Consider the following 21,539-nt stretch of genomic DNA (forward strand, 5'->3'; position numbering starts at 1 on the left):
CTTCGCCTCGGTGCGGCGCTTGCGGATCACTGTCCCGGTCTTTTCGTCGTCGAGGGCGGCAGCTACCCCGTCCGCGAGACCGATGACGTCATGACCGCCTCACGCCCTCGCCCAAGACGACGAGAAGCTCGTCCAATTGCTCGAACGTCTCGCCCATCGCATCCGCCGCCCCGGTACCGGCCGCGTCGAGAGCCTCCTTCGAGGGATAGAGTTCGTGCATGACCAGCAGCGTCTTGCCACCCTTTTCCTCGAAGGTCAGCGTGGTGACGGGTCCACCGTCACCACCTTCCTCATTGGTCCAGACGAGGCGTGAGTGGGGTGTCACTTCGATATACCTGCCGAAGAATTCGTGAAGGTCCGAGGCGTCGTGGCCGAACACCAGGCGGTACGTGCCTCCGGTACGAGCATCCATCTCGCATGAACGCAGGAACATGCCCATCGACTTCGGCACCCACCACTGCTTGAACAGCTCGGGCTTGGTCCACGCCTCGAACACGATGCGCGCCGGACCGTTGACCGTTCGCGTGACGACCAGCTCCCGTTCGGACTTCCGTTCGACCGTGGTGCGGCTGTTCGTGGGCTCACTCTCGGTTCTTTGGCGCATCGGCTTTCTCCTTCCGTTTCAATTCCTCGACAACCTTGTCCAACTCGTTGAAGCGTGCGTCCCAGAGCAGGCGGTGCCGCTCGATCCAGGCCGCCTCTTCCTCCAGTCCGCGCAGGCCGAGCTTGCAGGTCCGCACGCGGCCAACCTTCTGCGTGGTGACGAGCCCCGCCTGCTCCAGGACGCCGACGTGCTTCTTCATGCCCGTGAGGGTCATGTGGAACTTTCCGGCAAGCTCGGTGATCGAAGCGTCTGCGCGTCCGAGCTGCTCCAGAACGCCACGCCGGGTGGCGTCCGAGAGCGCGGCGAACGAGGAATCCAAGTCGGTATACTGAACCATACGGTTCAGTATTTAGCAGACCGGTTGCCGGGGTGCAAGGGGAGCCGCAGCGTCCTTCCCGCGCATCGCCTCGTATCAGGCGGCGCCCGGCCGGTTCTCCATCATGGCGCGGCGGGCTGAGCGGCGCCATTCTACGGCGCCGGCGAGGCCGTGCAGCACCGTCTCTGTGGTCGCCCAGTCGATGCAGCCATCTGTGATGCTCTGGCCATAGACGAGCGGCTTGCCTGATACCACGTCCTGCCGGCCGGCGACGAGATTGCTCTCGATCATGACGCCGATGATACGCTCGTCCCCTGCTGCCACATGGCCGGCGACATCGGCCGCCACCTTCGGCTGGTTCTCCGGCTTCTTGCTCGAGTTCGCGTGGCTGACATCGATCATCAGACGGGGGGCGACGCCGATGCGGGCAAGTTCGACCGAGGCCGCCTCGACGCTCGCCGAATCGTAATTCGGCTGAACGCCGCCGCGCAGGATGACGTGGCAGTCCTCATTGCCGGTAGTAGTCGCAATGCCGCTGCGTCCGCCCTTGGTCACCGCCATGAAATGATGCGGCTGGGCGGCGGATTTCACCGCCTCGGCGGCGATCCTGAGATTGCCGTCGGTGCCGTTCTTGAAGCCGACCGGGCAGGACAGGCCGGAAGCCAGTTCGCGGTGGATCTGGCTCTCGGTGGTGCGCGCGCCGATGGCGCCCCAGGCGACGAGGTCGGCAATGTATTGCGGCGTCGTCATGTCGAGAAATTCGGTGGCCGAGGGCAGGCCGAGATTGTTGACCGCCGACAGCACGTTGCGCGCCATCCGCAGCCCCTTGTCGATGTTGAAGCTGCCGTCGAGATCGGGATCGTTGATAAGGCCCTTCCAGCCGACAGTCGTGCGCGGCTTTTCGAAATAGACCCGCATGACGATCTCCAACCGGTCGGACAGGGTCTCGCGCAGCGCCACTAGCCGGCTGGCATAGTCAACGGCCGCGACCGGGTCGTGGATCGAACACGGGCCGACGATGACAAGCAGCCGGTCGTCGGTGCCGTTCAAGATGGCATGGGTGGCGTTGCGTGATGCGCTCACGGTGCGCGTTGCCGTCAGCGTGCGCGGGATCTCCCGCATCACCTGGTCCGGCGTGCTCAATTCTCGGATTTCCTTGACCCGAAGATCGTCTGTGGTGGTCAACACGGCTTTCTGCTCCTGTTTTTAGGGAGACCTGCCGGCTGATACAAAAAAGCCGCCAGGTCTGGCGGCTGTTCGGACTTGTTGCTGCAATCTTCAGATCGAGCGCAATCCTCCCGCCGCCAGCGAGCTCGTAAAGTACCAATAGGTGGCGGTCAGGTTGATCATGAGGTTCATATAGTCGATGCCGAGGCGCTTGTCACGTGGGGTATGCGGAGACAATTCGGGATGGGCCGAATCCTCGCGATTTCGTCATCCCTGGGCGGAGCAGGAGCGAAGCTCCGTCGCGGAGACCCTGGGATCCATTCCGTGACCCCTGGGCCGTGGAGTGCGGCGGAGCAGAATTCTGGACCGTAGCAGCGCTCTGAAGTCGCGGCATGGATCCTCGGGTCTGCGCTGCGTCGCCACGCTCCTTGCTCCGCCCGTGGATGACGAAGTGCCGGCGGTTCGCCAATCGCCAACACGTATAACGCGGAGCGGCTCATGCCGTCCATGGATCGAAGAGTTCAAGCCCAAAGCCTTGGAAATCTTTCGTATTGCACGTTGCCAAGGTGAGCTCGTGCGCAATCGCAGTGGCTGCGATCAGGCCGTCCATCGACGACAGACCACGACCGCGGCGCTTCGCAAGACCCATCAGGTCGCCCCAGGCCAAGGCAACCGCATCGTTCACCGGCAAAACCCGCTGTTCGAAGCGCTGGGGCAGGTCCCGGGCGAGCCATTCGGCCAGCGCCTCGCGTTTGCGGCCCTCATCCATCAGAGAGACGCCGCGCCGGATCTCGGCGATCGACACTACGCTGATGAAGGAGCGGTCCTCATCAAGCTCGTCCAGCCAGCCCAGGACACGTGCGTCAGGCGCTGGCCTCGTCACCTCGGACAGGACACTCGTGTCGAGCAGCAGTCTCACAGCGGCAGGTCACGCGGTTCGTCGCGCTGACGTTCAAGCTCGAGATCGGCGCCGCGCAGCGGCGAGTCCAGCAGGAACTCGGCAAGCGTACCCTTGCGTGCGATCTTGCGCTGCCATTCCTCGGCCGAGACGACAACCACGCTTGGTTTGCCGTTCTTGGTGATCGTCTGCGGCGAGGACTGTGCGCGCTCGATGACCTCGGAGAGCCGGGCTTTTGCCCCGGCAACCGTCCAGTTGGTGTCTTTGGATGACGTTAGCATCGCATCCCTCGTGACTATCATGACTATCATGACTATCATGACTATATGGGAATGGCGATGTTGCCGCAACCGGGTTTGAAGCTACTCCGGCGAGGTCCCCGCGACGTTCTGGTCATAGTCGACCAGCGAGCCGGTCATGACGCCGGATTGCGGGCTGGCCATGTAGCTGATCAGCCGCGCCAACTGATCCGGCTTCACCAGTTGGCCCATCGGCTGGCCGGCCTCTGCCTTTGCCAGCCAGTCGTCGGAGGCGCCGTGCCATTTCTTCTGCACGATGTCCTCACCCTCGGTGTCCATCCAGCCCGGCAGCACGGCGTTGCAGCGGACGCGGTTGAAACGATAGGCGTTGGCGACGTTCTTGGTCAGTGTCGCCAGCGCGCCCTTGCTCGATGAATAGGGCGCCAGGAACGACTGGCCGCAATGCGCCGACATAGAGAGCACGTTGACGATCGAGCCCGGCGCCTTCTTGTCCAGCAGATGCGCCACCACGCCCTGCATCAGGAAGAAGGGACCACGCACATTGGTGTGGAAAATCTGGTCGAACACCTCTTCCGAAGTTTCGACAAGTGAACCACGCGCGGACGTGGCGGCGGCGTTGACCAGCGCGTTGATGGTGCCGAAATGCGAGATCGCGGTTGCCACCGCACGCTTGCAGTCCGCCACTTTCGAGACGTCGGCGCTGATGAAGATCGCATCGACGCCTGCCTTCTTGAAGTGGGCGACAGCCTTGTCGCCCTTCTCCTGCGAACGGCCGACGAGCGCCAGCGCCTTGCAGCCCTCGTCGGTCAGCGCTTCGGCGACGGCAAAGCCGATGCCTTGCGCGCCGCCGGTGACGATGGCGCGCGTGTTCGAATTGCGATCGGCGGATGTGCTCATCGCTCTGCTCCTGTGCCTTGGTTCCGGTTCTTACTTGTCGAGACGGACGGTCTTGCCTGATGTCGCCGACTTCAGCGCGGCATCGGCCAGCTTCAGCGCCACGAGGCCGTCGGCGCCGCTCGGCGATGCCTTCTTGCCCGAGGTTGCAGCAGTGATGAAAGCGGCAATCTCGATGGCGTAGGCGTCGAGATAGCGGGTCATGAAGAAGTCGTGCAGCGGCGGGCGCGTATAGCCCTTCTCATTGGCGACCTCGATCGACACCGGCCGCTGGTTCTCGGCGGCGACCATGCCCTTGGAGCCATGCACCTCGATGCGCTGGTCGTAGCCATAGGTGGCGCGGCGCGAATTGGAGATGACGGCCTGCTTGCCGGATGCGGTTTCGAGGATGACGCTGACCGAATCGAAATCGCCGGCCTCACCGATCTTCTTGTCGACCAGAACCGAGGCATGGGCGCTGACCGCGACCACCTCTTCGCCGAGCAGGAAGCGCGCCATGTCGAAATCGTGGATGGTCATGTCGCGAAAGATGCCGCCCGAACGCTTGATGTAGTCGACCGGCGGCGCACCTGGATCGCGCGAAGTGATGGTGACCATCTCCACCTTGCCGATGGCGCCGTCGTCGATCGCCTTGCGTACGGCGGCGAAGTGCGGATCGAAGCGGCGGTTGAAACCGACCATCAGCGTCGCCTTGGCCTTGTCGACCACGGCCAGGCATTTCTCGACACGCTTGACGTCGAGGTCGATCGGCTTCTCGCAGAAGATCGCCTTGCCGGCCTTGGCGAAACGCTCGATCAGATCGGCATGGGTGTCGGTCGGCGTGCAGATGACCACGGCGTCGATGTCCTTGGCCTTCTCGATCCCGTCGATGGTGCGCACTTCGGCGCCATAGGCGGTTGCCAACTCGGTCGCCGCCTTTTCAAAAGCGTCGGCAACGGCCACCAGTCTGGCCTGCGGGTTGGAGCCGACGGCGCGGGCATGGACCTTGCCGATGCGGCCGGCACCGAGGAGGGCGAAACGAACAGTCATGGGGTATTTCCTCTAGGGGGATGGGTTCGAGAGAGTTGTGTCTCCACCTTCCTTTTGAGAAAGGTGGCAAGATAATTTTTCGAGCACGCCAGAAAACAGGATGACCATCCTGTTCAGGCCGCGAGTTCCGCCTCCCCGGTCTTGGCGCCGGTGATGTAGGAGACGATGTCGTTGCCGTCGGTGTTTTCCTTGCGCAGGTTGGCGACGATGCGGCCGCGCCGGAAGACGACGATGCGGTCGCACAGGTCGAACACCTGGCGCATGTTGTGGCTGATCAGGATCAGCGGCTCGCCATTGTCCTTCAGCGTGCGGATGATGTTCTCGACCTGCGCCGTCTCCTGCACGCCAAGGGCTGCCGTCGGCTCGTCCATGATGATCAGCTTGGAGGCGAAGGTCGCGGTCCGGGCGATCGCAACGCACTGGCGCTGGCCGCCCGACATGTGGCGAATGGTGTTGGACAAATTGGGGATTTTCACTGCCGTGCGGATCAGCGCCGCCTCGGTCGCCTTGCGCATGTATTTGCGGTCGAGGATCGAGAACGGGCCGAGATTGAAAAGCACCTTTTCGCGGCCGAGGAACAGGTTCGACGGCACGTCGAGATCGTCGGCCAGCGCCAGGTTCTGGAACACGGTCTCGATGCCCGCCGTGCGCGCTTCGATCGGCCCGGCAAAATTCACTTCCCTGCCGTCGAACCAGATCTGGCCGCTGGTGCGCTGCTCGACGGCGGTGATCTGGCGCACGAAGGTGGATTTGCCGGCGCCATTGTCGCCCATGATGGCGACATGCTCGCCCTTGCGCAGCTCGAAATTCGCGCCTTCCAGCGCATGGACGCCGCCATAGCGTTTGGTCAGGTTTTCGGTCTTCAGGACGATGTCTGTCGTGGAGATATCTGGCATGGTCAAGCCCTCAATGCCCGCATGCGCTGGCGCCATTGGTCGAGAACGACCGCGCCGACGATGATCACGCCCTTGACCATCTCCTGATAGTAGGCGTCGAGGCGCAGGAAGGTGAAGCCGGAAATGATGACGCCGAAGATCAGCGAGCCGATCACGGTGCCGACGATCGAGCCGCGGCCGCCCGACAAAGAGACGCCGCCGATGACCGCCATGGCGATGGCGTCGAGCTCGTACATGACGCCCATGCCGGACTGTGCTGTCAGGTTCTTGGAGGAGAGCACGACGGCGGCCAGCGCGGCGAGGATGCCGGCAATGACATAGACGAGGATCTTGTGGTTGGCGATCTTGATGCCCGACATGCGCGCGGCATCCTCGTTGGAGCCGATGGCGTAGCAGTGCTTGCCGTAGCGTGTGTAGGTCATGATCAGCTGGAACAGCACCGCCAGCGACAGGAAGATGATGACCGGCATCAGGCCCTTGCCGATACCAGCGAAACTTTCGGTCGGAAACGAGATCGGCTGACCCTTGGACCACCATTTGGCAATGCCGCGCGCGGTCACCATCATGCCGAGCGTGGCGATGAACGGCGGAATGCGCGTGTATGCAATCAAGGAGCCGTTGACGAGACCGGCGAGCAGACCACAGCCGATGGCGACTAGTACCGGCACGATGACCGGCAGGTCGGTCCAGCCTTGCGCCAGGAACATCGCCTTGGGGTTGGGGTTGCCGTTGACCGTCGCCACCTGGGCAAAACTCATGGCGATCATGGCGGTGGCGCCGACGATCGAGCCCGAGGACAAGTCGATGCCGCCGCAAATGATCACCTGCGTGACGCCGATGGCGATGATGCCGACGATCGACACCTGCAGGATGATGATCTGCAGGCGGGCCTCATTGAAGATCCCGGCGACGTTGTCGCGCGTGTTGAACAGGAAGCTGTCGCCAAGAAAGATGCGGCCGATCATTTCGAAGATGACGACCAGAATGACCAGCGCCAGGAAGACGTTGAATTCGGCCGGCCATGTCCGCCTCTTCGCGTCATAGCTGACCCCGCCGACGCCATGAGATGTCTGTGACATGTCTGTCCTCCGTGAGGCGGCATTTGCCCTCCCGCACGTAAGGGCGGTGAGGGAAACGGGAGCGGCGCGATTGATGCGCCGCTCCGTTAGTCGAACGAGTCGCCGGCTCAGTTCTTCTTCAGGAACTTGTCGATGTTGGCTGGCGTCACGAGTTGGAAGGGCACGTAGACCTTGTGCTCGACCTTCTCGCCCTTGGCGAGCTTCAGCGCTGCGTCCAGAGCGCCGGCGCCCTGGCCGGCCGCATCCTGGAACACGGTGGCATCGAGGTCGCCGGCCTGCATGGCGGCAAGCGCGTCCTGCGTGGCGTCGACACCGCCGACGACGACCGTCTTCATGTCGATGTTGGCGGCCTTCATCGCCTGGATGGCGCCGATGGCGCTTTCGTCATTGTTGGCGATGACGCCGTCGAACGGCTTGCCGGTCGACAGCCAGTTGGTCATCAGGTTCTGCGCTTCGTCGCGGTTCCAGTTCGAAGTCTGCTTGTCGATGATCTTGATGAAGCTGCACTCCGGCGTGGCGATCACCTCTTCGATGTCCTTGGTGCGCTGCACGGCGGCCTGGTTGGAAAGCTCGCCCATGATGACATAGACATTGGCTTCCTTCTTGCCGGCCTCGGTGAACAGGCGGCAGACTTCCTTGGTCTCGAGCGTGCCGGAATCGGCCTCGTTCGACGCGACGAAGGCCTGGTTGTCCGGCAGCGTGTCGACATTGACCGGCTGGCGGTTGACATAGACCAACGGGATCTTGGCGGCTGCGGCGGCGTCCGACATCGCCTGCGTGGCCGAGGTATCGACCGGGTTGACGATGATGGCGTCGACGCCCGAGGCGGCGAAGTTCTTGATCTGGTCGAGCTGCTTGGCGACGTCGTTCTGCGCGTCCTCGACCTGCAGTTCCACGCCGCTCATGCCCTTGGCCTGCTCGATCATGCCGTTGCGCAGCACGGTGAGGAAGTTGTCGTCGAACTTGGCCATCGACACGCCGACCTTGGCGGCAAAAGCGGACGAACTCATCAGCGCCGCAAAGGCGACGCCCAAAATCAGTTTCTTCATTGTGTTTCTCCTCCACATTGGTGTCCGGCTGCACCGATCTACCCGGAATCCCCGATAGCCCGAGGAATCTCTCCCTGATGCCTTCCTGTTCCGTATGGCGTTTTGTCCAAGGGATGGAACGCCAAGCTCCCGGTTTGAAACAGATGTTCCGGAACGAAAGAACCAAAATACCAATCTGATGAAATATTTATTCCATTTTTTCGCGAGACGTCAAGAGCGATTCCTAAGTCGGAAAGCGGATTTTCGGTCGCCGCGCCGCAATTTCACGTCGAATCAAGGCCGACAGCGGCCCAGGCCGAGTCTGAAGGCAGACTCTGATAGATTCTATCATCGCCGGGAGAGCCCACGCCGAACGGGTCGGCGCGGCAGAACGCGTTAGATATTTTCCGGCAGATAGATGTCGAAGGGCAGAAAGGTCTGGCCCGGCGCGTTGGCGGCGCCGGCCTCGATGGAATGCGCCATCAGGTCGACAAGCTCGCGGCACAAGGCGGCGAGCGGCGTCGAGATCACCATAGTCAGGATGTTGTCGGCGAGTGCCGCGCGCGATTCGGCGTTGATCTCGTTGCAGACGACCACCGGCATGCTTGCGGGCTTCGCAGCCCGCAGCGCCGAGACCGCGCCTTCCATGCCGCCGCCGGCGACATAGCAGCCGGCAAGATCCGGATACCGCACCAGGAGATCGATCATCGCATCGTGGGTGACCTGGTTGGCTTCCAGATTGACCAGCGTTTCCATCACCGTGAAGTCCGGCGCATGTTCGCGGAAGAAGGAGCGAAATCCGATCTCGCGCAGTTCATGGCCGTGGAAGCGATGACTGCCGACGAAAAGGGCGACCTTGCCGGGGTTCTTTGCCGCTCTGGCGATCATCCAGGCCGCGGTGCGACCGACCTTGCGATTGTCGAGGCCGACATATCCCTCACGGATGCCAGCGGCAAAGTCGGACAGCAGCGAGAAGACAGGTTGCCCCCTCGCTTTCAGCGACTCCACGACCGCCGTCAGCGTCGGATGGTCCGGACCGACAACGGCGATTGCTCTGGATTTCGCTGCCAGCTTGCGCATTTGGGCGGCGATCTCGTCGGCGGCTAGCGAGCTGGCGAAATCGATGGTGGCGACGCCGCGGAAGCGCTGCGATTGCGAGACCGCCATTTCTAGCTCCCTCGCGAAATCGCCGTAAAAAACATCATTGCCCCGCAGCAGCAGAAAGCCGAGGCGGTATTCCGGCAATTCCTGGCGCATGCGCCGCTTGATCAGCCCGGCCGCGTGGTAGCCGATGCCGGTCGCCGCCTCATAGACGCGGCGCGCGGTTTCCTCGCGCACCGGCAGCCGGTTGTTCAGCACCCTGTCGACAGTGGCGACGCTAACGCCGGAGATGCGCGCCAGATCGGTGATGGTTGGCCGTTTTGCCATGACTGTCCCGCATGAGTGCCTGCAACTGCTTACATCGTTCTGATGGAAAATGATAGAAACTATCTTTGTGATATTGAGACTATCACCGCATGGCGCTATTTTGCGCTCGGACACAAGCGCCTGTAATGGACATATCCGTCCTGACGGATGCTGTGGCCGACGGAGGCAGCCCCTATGGAAGCGACACTATCCACACCACCGTCCCGGCGCGACTACAGCCTGATGGGCCGCGATTCCAAGCTCGCCGTCGAGACCGGGCTGGCGGCGGCCGAGTGGTATCACACCGATATTCCGCGCAAGCAGATGAAGGAGCTGATGCAGCGCTCCGACGGGCCGGCGATCCGCGACACCGCGATCTGGCTGGCCGCGCTGATCCTGAGCGCCGCCGGCGGCGCCTGGTTCTGGGGCAGCTGGTGGTGCGTGCCGTTCTTCTTCGTCTATGGCGTGCTCTACGGCTCCTCCACCGACTCACGTTGGCACGAATGCGGCCATGGCACCGCCTTCCGCACCCAGTGGATGAACGACGCGGTTTACCAGATCGCCTGCTTCATGATCATGCGCAATCCGGTGACCTGGCGCTGGAGCCACACCCGCCACCACACCGACACCATCATCGTCGGCCGCGACCCGGAAATCTCCGTCATGCGGCCGCCGGACCTGTTGCGCGTCGCGCTTGCTTTCGTCGGCGTGATCGACGCCTGGAAGGCGATGTCGGACATGCTGCGCAACGCCGCCGGCAATATCAGCGCGGCGGAAAAGACTTTTATCCCCGAACAGGAGCAGCCTAAAGCCATTCGCATCGCCCGAATCTGGACGGCGATCTATGCCGTCACCATCGCGATCGCACTGTATTTCGGTTCATGGCTGCCGCTGATGCTGGTCGGGCTGCCCCGGCTCTACGGCGCCTGGCACCATGTCATGGTCGGCCTGCTGCAGCATGGCGGGCTGGCGGAAAATGTCGTCGACCACCGGCTGAACAGCCGCACCGTCTACATGAACCCGGTCAGCCGCTTCATCTACTGGAACATGAACTATCACGTCGAACACCACATGTTCCCGATGGTGCCCTATCATGCGCTGCCGAAACTGCATGCGCTGATCAAGCACGATCTGCCGGCGCCGACGCCGTCGATCCTGGCCGGCTACCGCGAGATGATCCCGGCCTTTTTGCGCCAGCTGCGCAACGAGGACTATTTCCTCAAGCGCGAACTGCCGCCGACGGCGCGGCCCTATCGCGAGGAATTCCACAACGACGCCGTCGCCGCCGCGGCGGAATGACGATCCTGTTAGACTGTTTGTTTTGACGCAATTCCGGACGGAAAACCGCTACGCACTTTTCCTGGAATTGCTTTGGGAGAGAAAAAATGAGCGACTGGGTCGAGGCCTGTGCTGCCGGCGACATCGATGAAGAGGATGTGATGCGCTTCGATCATGGCGGCCGCACCTTCGCCATCTATCGCAGCCCCGATGACGACTACTTCGCCACCGATGGCCTGTGCACGCACGAAAAGGTGCATCTGGCCGACGGGCTGGTGATGGATGACATCATCGAGTGCCCCAAGCACAATGGCCGCTTCAATTACAAGACGGGGGCGGCACGCGGCGCGCCGGTTTGCGTCAATCTCGCCACGCATCCGGTAAAGGTCGAGGCCGGCAAAGTGCTGATCCAGATCGGGTAGGACCATGCAGGCGGGAATGGTCATCATTGGCGCCGGCGAGTGCGGCGGGCGGGCAGCCCTTGCTCTGCGCGAACTGGGCTATGACGGGCCGGTGACGCTGGTGGGTGACGAACCCCATCTGCCCTATGAGCGGCCGCCCCTGTCCAAGGACGCAATGACGAGCGACGCGCCCGAGATCAAGACGATCGCCAGCGACGAAATCCTGGCCGAGAAATCCATCCGGCATATCCATTCCGTTCAAGCGGTGGCGATCGACCGGCCGGAGCATACGGTGCGGCTGTCGGACGGTTCGGCCCTGCCCTACGACAAGCTGTTGCTGGCGACCGGCTCGACACCGCGCAAGCTGCCGATGCCGGGATTGGGGCCGCGCTGCGTCTACCTCCGCACCTTTGCCGACGCGCTGGCCATTCGCGCCCACCTCAGCCCGGCAAACCGCATCGCCATCATTGGTGGTGGCTTTATCGGCCTGGAGCTCGCCGCTTCGGCGCGCAAGCTCGGGGCCAGCGTCACGGTCATTGAGGCGCAGCCGCGCATCCTCATGCGCGGGGTGCCGGCGGAGATCGCTGAAATCATCCATCAGGCGCATGAGGCCGAAGGCGTGACCGTGCTCACCGGTCAGGGCATCGCTGATATCGCCGACGACGGCGCTGAGGTGCACATCATGCTCGCCGATGGGCAGGACATCGTCGCCGATCTCGCCGTCATCGGCATCGGCGCCGTGCCGGTGACCGGGCTTGCCGCGGAAGCGGGCCTGACCGTCGATAACGGCATCGCCGTCAATGGCGAACTCCAAACAATCGATCCCGACATCTTCGCCGCCGGCGATTGCTGCTCGTTTCCGCTCGCTGTCTATGCTGGCCGGCGGGTGCGGCTGGAAGCCTGGCGCAATGCGCAGGAACAGGGTGCGCTGGCCGCGAAGAACATGCTGGGCGCCCGCGAAGCGCATGCCGCGGTGCCATGGTTCTGGTCGGATCAGTATGGTTTGTCGCTGCAGATCGCCGGCCTTTCGGACGAGGGCAAAAGCACGGTCCGCCGCGATCTCGGCGACGGTGCTTTTATTCTGTTTCATCTGGCCGAGGATGGCAGGCTGGTGGCGGCGAGCGGCCTCGGTACGGGCAATGCCGTGGCGCGCGACATCAGGCTGGCCGAGATGCTGATCGCCAAGCGGGCTAGGCCGGCGCCGGAGGCGTTGGGGTCGCCGGATGTGAAGCTGAAGTCGTTGCTGGCAGCGTGAAGGACTGACTTACCCTCCCCTTGTGGGGAGGGTCGCTGCGAAGCAGCGGGGTGGGGTGCGGCACCGGCCCCCACCCCGACCTGCGGTCCGACCTCCCCACAAAGGGGGAGGTAGACGGCTGAGCTAAGCCCGCTAAAACAGCGCCTTCAGCTCGTCCAGCTTGTCGTTGACCAGCCAGCCGTAATAATTCTCTTCCGGCAGTTTGACCGTCTCACCCGCCGCGCGGCGCTTGTCGTTCTCTGCTTTCAGCGCATAGGCGCGCTGCTCGGGATTGCCGACGTTGTAGAGCGTGGCGGTCAGCCCCGGATTGCCTGAGATGTCGAAGCCGGCAATGTTTTTGTAGGCGTCGACCGATTTTCTGATCGTCGCTGCGACGTAGGGCAATGTCAGATCCGGATCCATGATGGTCTTGTAGACCCCATTGGGATCGCCGACATCGAGTTCGGGCAGCCCCGACACCTTGTGCACGAGATCGCTCATCTGCAGCGCGGTCAGCGGGTTGAGCTGGCCGAGGCCAAAGGTCTGGCCGGCATAATAGGGCTGGAAGAAGGTGGCGCCGAAGCGGTCGTTGGGAAAGCTGGTGCCGCCGACGGTCTTGCCGCGGAAGGAGCGGTTCCACACCTGCTCGCGGCATTCCCACAGGTCGTAGCTGTCCGACATTGTGCACTTCTTGAATTCCGGCCGCTGCACGAAATCGGTGATGTCCTCGCCGTCATAGGCGAAGGACAGCTTGCTGGAGAGGTAGGAGATCGCCTTGACGTAGTAGGTCTGCAGCCGGTCGTAGGCATCGACATTGTAGGTGTGCTCGCCGACGATGGCACCGACGATGTGCAAGGGGTTGATGCCGTAAGCGGCAGCCGCCTTCCTGATCTTGGCTCGCAATTCGGCGTCGTTCTGCAACAGAGCGTAGACCTTGCGGTATTTGGCCTGGAAGGTGGTGTTGGTGGCCTGGGTGCGGCGGCTGGAGGCGCCCGGTATGTCAGGCTGCACGGCATTGCGGTTGCCCGCCGGCACCAATGTCGCCGCGTCAGCCGCGAACAGCGTCGCCGCCAGCGTCAAGCCGAGAATGACAAGGATCAGTTTTTTCATGCGCCGCCGCCTAGAGAATTGCCGCGCAAATTAGGTAAAGCTCCCGGTCGAGTCGAGAGTGCCCTTGCAGCCGGCAAGACGAAAGGTGGCCGCATGATACCATCCGGCCACACACGATGATGTTTGCCGGAAACTGTTGCCTAAGCATCGGCCCAAAAATCGAAACCGATTTTTGGAAAGTCCGATGCGTCGGTTCAATACTGTTAGAGCGACCTTTGCGCGTCCAAAGGACGCGCGGCGCTCTAATACCGGCGCCGGATGAACCGGCGCCCTCGTTTAAAGGATGAATCGCGACAAATCTGTGTTTCGCGAGAGGTCGCCGACATGCTTTTCCACATAGGCGGCATCGATGGCGACGCTGGTGCCGTTGCGGTCCGGCGCGTCGTAGGAGATCTCGTCCAACACACGCTCCATCACCGTCTGCAGGCGTCTCGCTCCGATGTTTTCGACGCTGGCGTTGAGGTCGACGGCAATGCCGGCCAGCGAATCGATGGCGTCGTCGGTGAAGGTGAGATCGACGCCTTCGGTCTTCATCAGTGCGATATACTGCTTGATCAGGCTTGCCTCGGTCTCGGTGAGGATGCGAATGAAATCGTCCTTCTCCAGCGCCCGCAACTCGACACGGATCGGCAGGCGGCCCTGCAATTCCGGCAACAGGTCGGAGGGCTTGGAGACATGGAATGCGCCCGAGGCGATGAACAGTATGTGGTCGGTCTTCAACGGTCCGTATTTGGTCGCAACCGTCGTGCCTTCGATCAGCGGCAGCAGGTCGCGCTGCACGCCTTCGCGCGAGACGCCGGCGCCCATGCCACCTTCGCGCGAGGCGATCTTGTCGATCTCGTCGAGGAAGACGATGCCGTCATTTTCGGTCGCATCCAGCGCCCGGCGCACGACTTCGTCCTGGTCGAGCAGCTTGTCGGACTCGTCGTTGACCAGCAGCGCGTAGGATTCCTTGACCGTCGTCTTGCGCGCCTTGGTCTTCTTGCCACCCATCGCCTTCGACAGCATGTCGTTGATGTTGAGCACGCCGATATTAGCGCCCGGCATGCCGGGGATCTCGAAGCCGGGCATGCCGCCGGTGCCGGTGTCGGCAACTTCGATCTCGATCTCCTTGTCGTCGAGCTCGCCGTCGCGCAGCTTCTTGCGGAAGGAATCGCGGGTCGCCGGGCTCGCCGTCTTGCCGACCAGGGCTTCCAGCACGCGCTCCTCGGCATTGAGGTGCGCGCGCGCCTTCACGTCCTCGCGCATCTTCTCGCGCACCAAGCCGATGGCGATCTCGACCAGATCGCGGATGATCTGCTCGACATCGCGGCCGACATAGCCGACTTCGGTGAACTTGGTGGCCTCGACCTTGACGAAAGGCGCACCGGCGAGCCGCGCCAGGCGGCGCGAGATCTCGGTCTTGCCGACGCCGGTCGGGCCGATCATCAGGATGTTCTTCGGCATCACTTCTTCGCGCATCTGGCCTTCCAGCTGCTGGCGGCGCCAGCGGTTGCGCAAGGCAATGGCCACGGCGCGCTTGGCGTCCTTCTGGCCGATGATGAAGCGGTCGAGTTCCGAAACGATTTCACGGGGAGAGAAGGTGGTCATATCACTGAATTCCACTTTGCCACTGCTTGATGGACTCGAACGGATGCAGCAGCATGATCACGTTGAGCGTCAGATTGTCCCGGATGAGGTAGCCGACACCCAGTTCGAAGATGAGGGCGAGGCCGACGATGCTCCATATAGGTAGCTTTCTGGCCATCACAAACCCCAGCACCATGGCCAGCGTGTCGGACACCGAATTGATGATCGAGTCGCCATAGTAATCCAGCGAAATGGTGCCGGCGCGGTAGCGCTCGATGATGAACGGGCTGTTTTCCAGGAGTTCCCAGCCGCCCTCGATGACGACGGCGAAAGCCAGGCGCAGACCGATTGGCGAGCGCGGGAAGAGGACCCAGGCCAAGGCGTAGAACAGGAAGCCGTGGATGATGTGCGAGAACGTGTACCAGTCGGAAATATGCTGGGAATTCTCCGAACTGTTCACCACACCGTGCCAGAGTTTGACGTAACCGCAGGTGCAGATCGGCGTGCGGCCCATGCCGTAAAGCGCACCGGCCTGGAAGATGAGCAGAGCGAGCACGAGCAGAAGCCCCATCCGCCAGCTGTCTTCGTAGGCCGAGTAATTTTTGGCAGTGCCCGGTGTCGCCATCAACTCATTCCCCTTCTTCCGCGTCGCTCTCTTTGCCATCGACAGCCATCAGCACGGCGTCGCCATATCTAGAGTGCCTGCGATCAATGACGCGGAATCCGGCCTTTTCATAGGCGCGGATGGCGCGGCCATTGCCGGGATGCGGATCGATTATGACGCGCGGCGCGCCTTCCTCGAACAATTGCTCGACGAATTGCCTGACGATCGCCGAGCCATGACCTTTGCCAACCAGGTCAGGCACGCCGATCGACAGGTCGATGCCGAGCGTGCCGAACGGCTGGTCGGCATAGGGATGGTCCTCTTCCAGATGCGGATCGTAGCTCTGCAGATAGGCGATCGGCCTGCCGTCGAGCTCGACGATCAGCGGCTCTACAGAAATAGAGTCAATGTGCTCCCGGATTTCGGCGATTTCCGTCTCCGGATCGTCCCACCATTCGGCGACATGCGGCTCGGCCAGCCAGCCGGCGATCATCGGCAGGTCTTTTTCGGTAACCGGTCGAAAATCATAGAGCACCGGCGGGTTAGCCGGCATCGAGCGTTTCGACAACAAAGTTGTTGTTGGTGTAGACGCAAATGTCGGAGGCGATCTGCATCGCCTTGCGGGCGATCTCCTCGGCATCCTTGTCGCTGTCCATCAGCGCGCGGGCAGCGGCCAGCGCATAATTGCCACCGGAACCGATGGCCATGACGCCGAATTCGGGCTCCAGCACGTCGCCGGTGCCGGTGAGCGCCAGCGAAACCGACTTGTCGGCCACCAGCATCATCGCTTCCAGCCGGCGCAGATAACGGTCGGTGCGCCAGTCCTTGGCGAGCTCGACGCAGGCGCGCGTCAACTGGTCGGGATATTGTTCGAGCTTGGCTTCCAGCCGCTCCAAAAGGGTGAAGGCGTCCGCTGTGGCGCCGGCGAAACCGGCAATGACATTGCCGCCCTTGCCGATGCGGCGCACCTTTTTGGCGTTGCCTTTCATGATGGTCTGGCCAAGGCTGACCTGGCCGTCGCCGGCGATCACCACCTTGTTACCCTTACGCACCGTCACGATGGTCGTGGCGTGCATGCTCAGTTCATTGGACATCTGCTGCTCCGATTCGCGCGATCCCGATAAGGCGATTGGCGCGGGATTTCGATCGGCCATATGTATGCATGGGGCTAACGATTGCAAACCGCCTCCGCCATGGGCCGATAGCGGTCCGCATCGCAACTGGCCATCGCAGGATCATGCTGCTAGAAGGCTTTCGTTTTCAAGCAAATGAGCGCCTGGAGGCATTGTCTTTTCGTTTCGCCCCGGTCAGTTGCCAAAAGTGTCGTATGCCCAAAGACAAGGACAAGGTCATGGCGTCCCGTACCGCCGAAGTCAGCCGCAAGACCAAGGAAACCGAGATCAGCGTCTCGGTCCACGTCGACGGCACCGGAAAATCCGACATGTCGAGCGGCGTCGGCTTCTTCGACCATATGCTGGACCAGCTGTCGCGCCACTCGCTGATCGACATCACGGTGAAGGCCAAGGGCGACCTGCACATTGACGACCACCACACGGTCGAGGACACCGGCATTGCGATCGGCCAGGCGCTGGCCAAGGCGCTGGGCGAGCGGCGCGGCATCATGCGCTATGCCTCTGTCGACCTTGCCATGGACGAGACGCTGACGCGGGCCGCGATCGACGTGTCGGGCCGTCCGTTCCTGGTCTGGAATGTCGCCTTCTCTTCGCCGAAGATCGGCACGTTCGACACCGAACTGGTGCGTGAATTCTTCCAGGCGCTGGCGCAGAATGCCGGTATCACGCTGCATGTCACCAACCATTATGGCGCCAACAATCACCATATTGCTGAGACCTGCTTCAAGGCGGTGGCGCGCGCGCTGCGTTTCGCACTGGAGCGCGACCCGCGCCAGCCCGATGCAGTTCCCTCCACCAAGGGATCTCTGAAAGGGTAGGCTGATGGCCATCTATGTCGTGATGGAACCGCCAGGCCGCACCGAGGCGGCCGACGCACCCATTTTTGTCCGCGACGGTTTTTCCTGGCTGGCTTTCCTGGTGGCGCCGCTGTGGCTCGCCTGGCACAGGCTGTGGATCGAGGCGGCGCTCGCCTTCGTCGCCATGGGGCTCATCTCGGTGCTCGGCCAATGGCTGGGACTGGACTGGGCCGGCTCCGCACTGTCTTTACTGGTCTCGCTCTATATAGGGCTGGAAGGCCAAGGGCTGCGGATCGCAGCGCTGCGCCGCCGCGGCTGGCATGAATGGGGCGTCGTCGAAGCCGACAATCCTGACGATGCCGACATCCGCCAGACACTGGACGCCGAGGCGCTTGCCGACGAGCCGGCGCCGCTGCCGCGCATCGTGCCGGACGCCAGCCTGGCCCGGCCGACGCAGACCGGGCTGACGCTGGGCCTGAGCCATACGCCGGGAAAAGCCTGAGATGCGGGTTGCCATCATCGATTACGGGTCGGGCAATCTGCGCTCGGCCACCAAGGCCTTCGAGCGCGCCGCGCATGAAGCCGGCATTGCCGCTGCCATTGAGCTGACCGCCGACGCCGAGCGGGTGCGCAGCGCCGACCGAATCGTTTTGCCCGGCGTCGGCGCCTATGCCGATTGCGCGGCGGGCCTGCGCGGCGTCGCCGGCATGTGGGAAGCGGTGGAAGAGGTAGCGATCGCCAAGGCGCGGCCGTTCCTCGGCATCTGCGTCGGCATGCAGCTGATGTCGCAGCGCGGCCTGGAAAAGACCGTGACCAAGGGCTTCGGCTGGATTGCCGGCGACGTCAAGGAGATCACGCCCGCCGATCCGGCGCTGAAGATCCCGCAAATCGGCTGGAACACCATCGATCTGGAGCGCAAGCACCCGCTGTTTTCGGGTATTGCGACCGGGCCTAAGGGTCTGCACGCCTATTTCGTTCATTCCTACCATCTCGACGCGACAAGGCCGGACGAAGTGCTGGCCGTCGCCGATTATGGCGGCCCGGTAACGGCGGCGGTCGCGCGCGGTAACCTTGCCGGCACGCAATTCCATCCGGAAAAGAGCCAGGCGCTCGGCCTGGCACTGATCACCAACTTCCTGCGCTGGAGGCCTTGAGATGAGCAAGAAGGGCTACTGGATGGCGATGGTCGATGTGACCGATCCGGAAAACTATCCGAAATACATCGCCGCCAACAAAGCGGCGTTCGACAAATACGGCGCGAAATTCCTGACGCGAGGCGGTCAGTCGTCAAGCCCGGAAGGGCCGTCCGGCAATCGCCATGTGATCGTCGAGTTCGAAAGCTACGAGGTCGCGCTGGCTTGCTTCCATTCCCCCGAATACCAGGCAGCGCTGAAATTCCGGCGCGCTTATTCGACCTCGCATTTCGCCATTGTGGAAGGGGTCTGAACGGTGATCCTGTTTCCGGCCATCGACCTCAAGGACGGCAAGTGCGTGCGGCTGAAGCACGGCGATATGGCGACCGCGACCATCTACAATGACGACCCTGCGGCCCAGGCCAAGGCCTTCGAAGAGCAAGGGTTTGAATGGCTGCATGTCGTCGACCTCAACGGCGCCTTCAAGGGCCAGAGCGTCAACAGCGCGGCGGTCGGCGCCATCCTCAAGGCGACGAAAAACCCGGTGCAGCTCGGCGGCGGCATCCGCACGCTGGCGCAGATCGAGGACTGGCTCGACCGCGGGCTGGCCCGCGTCATCCTCGGCACGGTGGCGGTGCGCGATCCCGACCTGGTCCGGGAAGCCTGCAAGGAATTTCCTGGAAAGATCGCCGTGGGCATCGACGCCAAGGGCGGCAAGGTGGCGGTCGAAGGCTGGGCCGAGGCCTCCAGCCTCGGCGTCATCGAACTGGCGCGGAAATTCGAAGGCGCCGGCGTTGCCGCCATCATCTACACCGATATCGACCGCGACGGCGTTCTGACCGGCATCAACTGGGATGCCACGATCGATCTCGCCGACGCGGTCTCGATCCCGGTCATCGCCTCGGGCGGGCTGGCTTCGATCGCCGACATCGTGCGCATGACCATGCCCGACGCGAAGAAACTGGAAGGCGCCATCTCCGGTCGCGCGCTCTATGACGGGCGCATCGATCCGGCCGAGGCGCTGGCGGTGCTGCAGGGCAAGGCGATGGAGACCCGGCCGTGAAAATCTCCATCATCCTGGCCTCCTATGACAGCGGCCACTATCACGGCGGCATGGGCCGAGGCCCGGATGCACTCATCGCCGGCGGGCTTGTCGACGCGCTGACGCTCTCCGGGCATGACGTCGTCGTCACCGATATCGGCAGGGTTGGCGACGAACAGCAGCGCGAGATCGCCACCGGCTTTGCCGTGTGCGGTGCCGTCTCCGGCGAGGTCCGCATCGCCATAGACCGCGGCCGGCTTCCCATCGTGCTGGCCGGCAATTGTCTGACATCGGCCGGTGCGGTTGCCGGCGAGGATGCCGATGCGATCATCTGGGCCGACCAGCATGGCGATCTCAACACGCCGGAGACGTCCATCTTCGGCTTTCTCGACGGCATGGCGCTGGCCACGGTTCTCGGCCTGTGCTGGAAGCCGATGGCCTCGGCCATCCCCGGCTTCCGGCCGATCGATCCGGCGCGCTGCGTGCTGGTCAACGCGCGCGATCTCGATCCGGCCGAAACGGAGCTGTTGAAGACGTTGCCGGTCATCCGCACCGAATGCCCGGACTGGGCGACGGCGAGCGGCAGGCTGAAGGCGCCGGATGCGAAGCGGGTGCACCTGCATCTCGATCTCGACGTGCACGACCCCGGGGCGCTGCAGGTCAACCGCTACACCACGCCCGGCGGCCCGGAGCCGAAACAGCTGCGTCAGGCTGTCTGCGGCATGGCCGGCCTGCTGCCGATTTCCGGCATCACCATTTCCGCCTACGATCCGGCGTTCGATGCGCAGGCCGAGGTTCCGCCGCTGGTCGGCGAACTGCTCAGCGAGTTGCTGGCGACGATGGAGAAGGGCTGATGCTGAAGGCCCGAGTCATCCCTTGCCTCGACGTCAAGAACGGCCGCGTCGTCAAGGGCGTCAATTTCGTCGACCTCATCGATGCCGGTGATCCGGTCGAGGCGGCCAAAGCCTATGACGCGGCCGGCGCTGACGAGCTTTGCTTTCTCGATATCACCGCGTCGTCCGACAACCGTGAAACCATCTTCGACGTCGTCGCCCGCACCGCCGAACAATGCTTCATGCCGCTGACCGTCGGCGGCGGCGTGCGCCAGGTGGCCGATATTCGCAAACTGTTGCTGGCCGGCGCCGACAAGGTGTCGATCAACACTGCGGCGGTGAAGAACCCCGATTTCGTCGCGGAAGCCGCCGACAAGTTCGGCAACCAGTGTATTGTCGTGGCCATCGACGCCAAGAAGGTGTCGGCGCCGAAAGAGCCCGGCCGTTGGGAGATCTTCACCCATGGCGGCCGTGAAAAGACCGGCATCGATGCGGTCGAGTTTGCGCGAAAAATGGTCGATCGCGGCGCTGGCGAGATCCTGCTGACCTCAATGGACCGCGACGGCACCAAGGCCGGTTACGACATTGCGCTGACCCGCGCGATAGCGGATGCGGTGCGCGCGCCGGTGATCGCGTCGGGCGGCGTCGGCACGCTCGATCATCTGGTCGAGGGCATTCGCGACGGCCATGCCGGCGCCGTGCTCGCCGCCTCGATCTTCCATTTCGGCACTTACACGATTGCGGAAGCCAAGGCGCATATGGCCGAGGCCGGGTTACCGATGCGGCTGGACTACCCGGTTCAATCCACTCCACAAAGGCTGTAGGCT

Annotated in this window: 27 protein-coding genes; 10 read left to right on the top strand and 17 right to left on the bottom strand. The window is 63.0% G+C overall.

Features of this window, described 5'->3' with window-relative positions:
* Window positions 1-88: 88 nt before the first annotated feature.
* The 12 genes from NKJ75_RS20530 to NKJ75_RS20585 all read right to left on the bottom strand — a co-directional run bounded on the left by NKJ75_RS20530 (window position 89) and on the right by NKJ75_RS20585 (window position 9,599).
* Window positions 89-604, bottom strand: a complete 516-nt coding sequence (locus NKJ75_RS20530) for an SRPBCC domain-containing protein (protein WP_023672339.1) — start codon at window positions 602-604, stop codon at window positions 89-91.
* Window positions 582-941 carry an ArsR/SmtB family transcription factor gene (locus NKJ75_RS20535; protein ID WP_023672338.1) on the bottom strand — a complete coding sequence of 120 codons (360 nt, stop codon included), beginning with the start codon at window positions 939-941 and terminating at the stop codon, window positions 582-584. The genes NKJ75_RS20530 and NKJ75_RS20535 overlap by 23 nt, the downstream gene beginning before the upstream one ends.
* A gap of 75 nt (window positions 942-1,016) precedes the next feature.
* On the bottom strand, window positions 1,017-2,108 hold the full coding sequence (locus tag NKJ75_RS20540) for a 3-deoxy-7-phosphoheptulonate synthase (RefSeq protein ID WP_352500108.1): 1,092 nt from the start codon (window positions 2,106-2,108) through the stop codon (window positions 1,017-1,019).
* Between the two features lie 90 nt (window positions 2,109-2,198).
* A complete protein-coding gene (locus tag NKJ75_RS20545; RefSeq protein ID WP_280800225.1) occupies window positions 2,199-2,324 on the bottom strand; it encodes a hypothetical protein in 126 nt (41 codons plus the stop codon).
* A 259-nt stretch (window positions 2,325-2,583) separates the two neighbouring features.
* Window positions 2,584-3,006 carry a type II toxin-antitoxin system VapC family toxin gene (locus NKJ75_RS20550; RefSeq protein ID WP_352500109.1) on the bottom strand — a complete coding sequence of 141 codons (423 nt, stop codon included), beginning with the start codon at window positions 3,004-3,006 and terminating at the stop codon, window positions 2,584-2,586.
* Window positions 3,003-3,266 (bottom strand): type II toxin-antitoxin system Phd/YefM family antitoxin, encoded by a 264-nt coding sequence (locus NKJ75_RS20555; protein WP_023741275.1) that lies wholly within the window; start codon window positions 3,264-3,266, stop codon window positions 3,003-3,005. The genes NKJ75_RS20550 and NKJ75_RS20555 overlap by 4 nt, the downstream gene beginning before the upstream one ends.
* 81 nt (window positions 3,267-3,347) lie before the next feature.
* On the bottom strand, window positions 3,348-4,142 hold the full coding sequence (locus NKJ75_RS20560) for an SDR family oxidoreductase (RefSeq protein ID WP_352500110.1): 795 nt from the start codon (window positions 4,140-4,142) through the stop codon (window positions 3,348-3,350).
* A gap of 30 nt (window positions 4,143-4,172) precedes the next feature.
* A complete protein-coding gene (iolG, locus tag NKJ75_RS20565; protein ID WP_352500111.1) occupies window positions 4,173-5,168 on the bottom strand; it encodes an inositol 2-dehydrogenase in 996 nt (331 codons plus the stop codon).
* Window positions 5,169-5,281: 113 nt separating this feature from the next.
* Window positions 5,282-6,064, bottom strand: coding sequence for an ATP-binding cassette domain-containing protein (locus NKJ75_RS20570; RefSeq protein WP_027049093.1), 783 nt, complete (start codon window positions 6,062-6,064; stop codon window positions 5,282-5,284).
* 2 nt (window positions 6,065-6,066) lie between these two features.
* Window positions 6,067-7,143 (bottom strand): ABC transporter permease, encoded by a 1,077-nt coding sequence (locus NKJ75_RS20575; protein ID WP_023687413.1) that lies wholly within the window; start codon window positions 7,141-7,143, stop codon window positions 6,067-6,069.
* 107 nt (window positions 7,144-7,250) lie between these two features.
* Window positions 7,251-8,192, bottom strand: coding sequence for a sugar ABC transporter substrate-binding protein (locus tag NKJ75_RS20580; protein ID WP_023684065.1), 942 nt, complete (start codon window positions 8,190-8,192; stop codon window positions 7,251-7,253).
* A gap of 375 nt (window positions 8,193-8,567) precedes the next feature.
* The gene (locus NKJ75_RS20585; protein WP_023672329.1) at window positions 8,568-9,599 is read right to left on the bottom strand and encodes a LacI family DNA-binding transcriptional regulator; all 1,032 of its coding nucleotides are present in this window, start codon (window positions 9,597-9,599) and stop codon (window positions 8,568-8,570) included.
* A gap of 174 nt (window positions 9,600-9,773) precedes the next feature.
* On the opposite strand from NKJ75_RS20585, the gene NKJ75_RS20590 reads away from it, so the two are divergent.
* The 3 genes from NKJ75_RS20590 to NKJ75_RS20600 all read left to right on the top strand — a co-directional run bounded on the left by NKJ75_RS20590 (window position 9,774) and on the right by NKJ75_RS20600 (window position 12,512).
* Window positions 9,774-10,877 carry a fatty acid desaturase family protein gene (locus NKJ75_RS20590; protein WP_023828814.1) on the top strand — a complete coding sequence of 368 codons (1,104 nt, stop codon included), beginning with the start codon at window positions 9,774-9,776 and terminating at the stop codon, window positions 10,875-10,877.
* Window positions 10,878-10,963: 86 nt separating this feature from the next.
* A complete protein-coding gene (locus NKJ75_RS20595) occupies window positions 10,964-11,278 on the top strand; it encodes a MocE family 2Fe-2S type ferredoxin (protein ID WP_023732724.1) in 315 nt (104 codons plus the stop codon).
* A gap of 16 nt (window positions 11,279-11,294) precedes the next feature.
* Complete coding sequence (locus tag NKJ75_RS20600) at window positions 11,295-12,512, top strand: NAD(P)/FAD-dependent oxidoreductase (protein ID WP_352463453.1); 1,218 nt, start codon at window positions 11,295-11,297, stop codon at window positions 12,510-12,512.
* Between the two features lie 132 nt (window positions 12,513-12,644).
* Here the strand turns inward: NKJ75_RS20600 and NKJ75_RS20605 are convergent, their stop codons facing one another.
* From NKJ75_RS20605 to hslV, 5 genes are all read right to left on the bottom strand, one after another.
* Window positions 12,645-13,601 carry a DUF1402 family protein gene (locus NKJ75_RS20605; protein ID WP_352500112.1) on the bottom strand — a complete coding sequence of 319 codons (957 nt, stop codon included), beginning with the start codon at window positions 13,599-13,601 and terminating at the stop codon, window positions 12,645-12,647.
* A 276-nt stretch (window positions 13,602-13,877) separates the two neighbouring features.
* Entirely contained in the window at window positions 13,878-15,191 is a 1,314-nt protein-coding gene (gene hslU / locus NKJ75_RS20610) for an ATP-dependent protease ATPase subunit HslU (protein ID WP_023672325.1), read from the bottom strand.
* 1 nt (window position 15,192) lies between these two features.
* Window positions 15,193-15,795 (bottom strand): DUF2585 domain-containing protein, encoded by a 603-nt coding sequence (locus tag NKJ75_RS20615; protein ID WP_023728854.1) that lies wholly within the window; start codon window positions 15,793-15,795, stop codon window positions 15,193-15,195.
* Window positions 15,796-15,799: 4 nt separating this feature from the next.
* Complete coding sequence (locus NKJ75_RS20620; protein WP_352500113.1) at window positions 15,800-16,327, bottom strand: GNAT family N-acetyltransferase; 528 nt, start codon at window positions 16,325-16,327, stop codon at window positions 15,800-15,802.
* Entirely contained in the window at window positions 16,317-16,868 is a 552-nt protein-coding gene (gene hslV, locus NKJ75_RS20625; protein WP_023672322.1) for an ATP-dependent protease subunit HslV, read from the bottom strand. The genes NKJ75_RS20620 and hslV overlap by 11 nt, the downstream gene beginning before the upstream one ends.
* 257 nt (window positions 16,869-17,125) lie before the next feature.
* On the opposite strand from hslV, the gene hisB reads away from it, so the two are divergent.
* From hisB to hisF, 7 genes are read left to right on the top strand one after another with little or no spacing between them, the layout of a single operon-like run.
* Entirely contained in the window at window positions 17,126-17,725 is a 600-nt protein-coding gene (gene hisB, locus NKJ75_RS20630; protein WP_352500114.1) for an imidazoleglycerol-phosphate dehydratase HisB, read from the top strand.
* A gap of 4 nt (window positions 17,726-17,729) precedes the next feature.
* The gene (locus NKJ75_RS20635; protein ID WP_352500115.1) at window positions 17,730-18,206 is read left to right on the top strand and encodes a DUF2628 domain-containing protein; all 477 of its coding nucleotides are present in this window, start codon (window positions 17,730-17,732) and stop codon (window positions 18,204-18,206) included.
* A 1-nt stretch (window position 18,207) separates the two neighbouring features.
* On the top strand, window positions 18,208-18,858 hold the full coding sequence (hisH, locus tag NKJ75_RS20640; RefSeq protein ID WP_023672319.1) for an imidazole glycerol phosphate synthase subunit HisH: 651 nt from the start codon (window positions 18,208-18,210) through the stop codon (window positions 18,856-18,858).
* Window position 18,859: 1 nt separating this feature from the next.
* Window positions 18,860-19,150, top strand: a complete 291-nt coding sequence (locus tag NKJ75_RS20645; RefSeq protein ID WP_023672318.1) for a DUF1330 domain-containing protein — start codon at window positions 18,860-18,862, stop codon at window positions 19,148-19,150.
* Between the two features lie 3 nt (window positions 19,151-19,153).
* Window positions 19,154-19,900, top strand: coding sequence for a 1-(5-phosphoribosyl)-5-[(5-phosphoribosylamino)methylideneamino]imidazole-4-carboxamide isomerase (gene hisA, locus NKJ75_RS20650; protein ID WP_023694622.1), 747 nt, complete (start codon window positions 19,154-19,156; stop codon window positions 19,898-19,900).
* Window positions 19,897-20,733, top strand: coding sequence for an arginase family protein (locus tag NKJ75_RS20655; RefSeq protein ID WP_352500116.1), 837 nt, complete (start codon window positions 19,897-19,899; stop codon window positions 20,731-20,733). The genes hisA and NKJ75_RS20655 overlap by 4 nt, the downstream gene beginning before the upstream one ends.
* Window positions 20,730-21,536, top strand: coding sequence for an imidazole glycerol phosphate synthase subunit HisF (hisF, locus tag NKJ75_RS20660; RefSeq protein WP_023828820.1), 807 nt, complete (start codon window positions 20,730-20,732; stop codon window positions 21,534-21,536). Before NKJ75_RS20655 ends, hisF begins: the two co-directional genes overlap by 4 nt.
* The last annotated feature ends 3 nt before the right edge of the window (window positions 21,537-21,539 follow it).

Source organism: Mesorhizobium sp. M0058 (genome assembly GCF_040323095.1).
Lineage (GTDB): Bacteria > Pseudomonadota > Alphaproteobacteria > Rhizobiales > Rhizobiaceae > Mesorhizobium.

Bases quoted from the DNA above. Each gene is read 5' to 3' on its own strand.
- NKJ75_RS20530 (WP_023672339.1), bottom strand. From the start codon at position 604: ATGCGCCAAAGAACCGAGAGTGAGCCCACGAACAGCCGCACCACGGTC.
- NKJ75_RS20535 (WP_023672338.1), bottom strand. From the start codon at position 941: ATGGTTCAGTATACCGACTTGGATTCCTCGTTCGCCGCGCTCTCGGAC.
- NKJ75_RS20555 (WP_023741275.1), bottom strand. From the start codon at position 3,266: ATGCTAACGTCATCCAAAGACACCAACTGGACGGTTGCCGGGGCAAAA.
- NKJ75_RS20560 (WP_352500110.1), bottom strand. From the start codon at position 4,142: ATGAGCACATCCGCCGATCGCAATTCGAACACGCGCGCCATCGTCACC.
- iolG (WP_352500111.1), bottom strand. From the start codon at position 5,168: ATGACTGTTCGTTTCGCCCTCCTCGGTGCCGGCCGCATCGGCAAGGTC.
- NKJ75_RS20570 (WP_027049093.1), bottom strand. From the start codon at position 6,064: ATGCCAGATATCTCCACGACAGACATCGTCCTGAAGACCGAAAACCTG.
- NKJ75_RS20575 (WP_023687413.1), bottom strand. From the start codon at position 7,143: ATGTCACAGACATCTCATGGCGTCGGCGGGGTCAGCTATGACGCGAAG.
- NKJ75_RS20580 (WP_023684065.1), bottom strand. From the start codon at position 8,192: ATGAAGAAACTGATTTTGGGCGTCGCCTTTGCGGCGCTGATGAGTTCG.
- NKJ75_RS20585 (WP_023672329.1), bottom strand. From the start codon at position 9,599: ATGGCAAAACGGCCAACCATCACCGATCTGGCGCGCATCTCCGGCGTT.
- NKJ75_RS20590 (WP_023828814.1), top strand. From the start codon at position 9,774: ATGGAAGCGACACTATCCACACCACCGTCCCGGCGCGACTACAGCCTG.
- NKJ75_RS20595 (WP_023732724.1), top strand. From the start codon at position 10,964: ATGAGCGACTGGGTCGAGGCCTGTGCTGCCGGCGACATCGATGAAGAG.
- NKJ75_RS20600 (WP_352463453.1), top strand. From the start codon at position 11,295: ATGGTCATCATTGGCGCCGGCGAGTGCGGCGGGCGGGCAGCCCTTGCT.
- NKJ75_RS20605 (WP_352500112.1), bottom strand. From the start codon at position 13,601: ATGAAAAAACTGATCCTTGTCATTCTCGGCTTGACGCTGGCGGCGACG.
- hslU (WP_023672325.1), bottom strand. From the start codon at position 15,191: ATGACCACCTTCTCTCCCCGTGAAATCGTTTCGGAACTCGACCGCTTC.
- NKJ75_RS20615 (WP_023728854.1), bottom strand. From the start codon at position 15,795: ATGGCGACACCGGGCACTGCCAAAAATTACTCGGCCTACGAAGACAGC.
- NKJ75_RS20620 (WP_352500113.1), bottom strand. From the start codon at position 16,327: ATGCCGGCTAACCCGCCGGTGCTCTATGATTTTCGACCGGTTACCGAA.
- hslV (WP_023672322.1), bottom strand. From the start codon at position 16,868: ATGTCCAATGAACTGAGCATGCACGCCACGACCATCGTGACGGTGCGT.
- hisB (WP_352500114.1), top strand. From the start codon at position 17,126: ATGGCGTCCCGTACCGCCGAAGTCAGCCGCAAGACCAAGGAAACCGAG.
- NKJ75_RS20635 (WP_352500115.1), top strand. From the start codon at position 17,730: ATGGCCATCTATGTCGTGATGGAACCGCCAGGCCGCACCGAGGCGGCC.
- hisH (WP_023672319.1), top strand. From the start codon at position 18,208: ATGCGGGTTGCCATCATCGATTACGGGTCGGGCAATCTGCGCTCGGCC.
- NKJ75_RS20645 (WP_023672318.1), top strand. From the start codon at position 18,860: ATGAGCAAGAAGGGCTACTGGATGGCGATGGTCGATGTGACCGATCCG.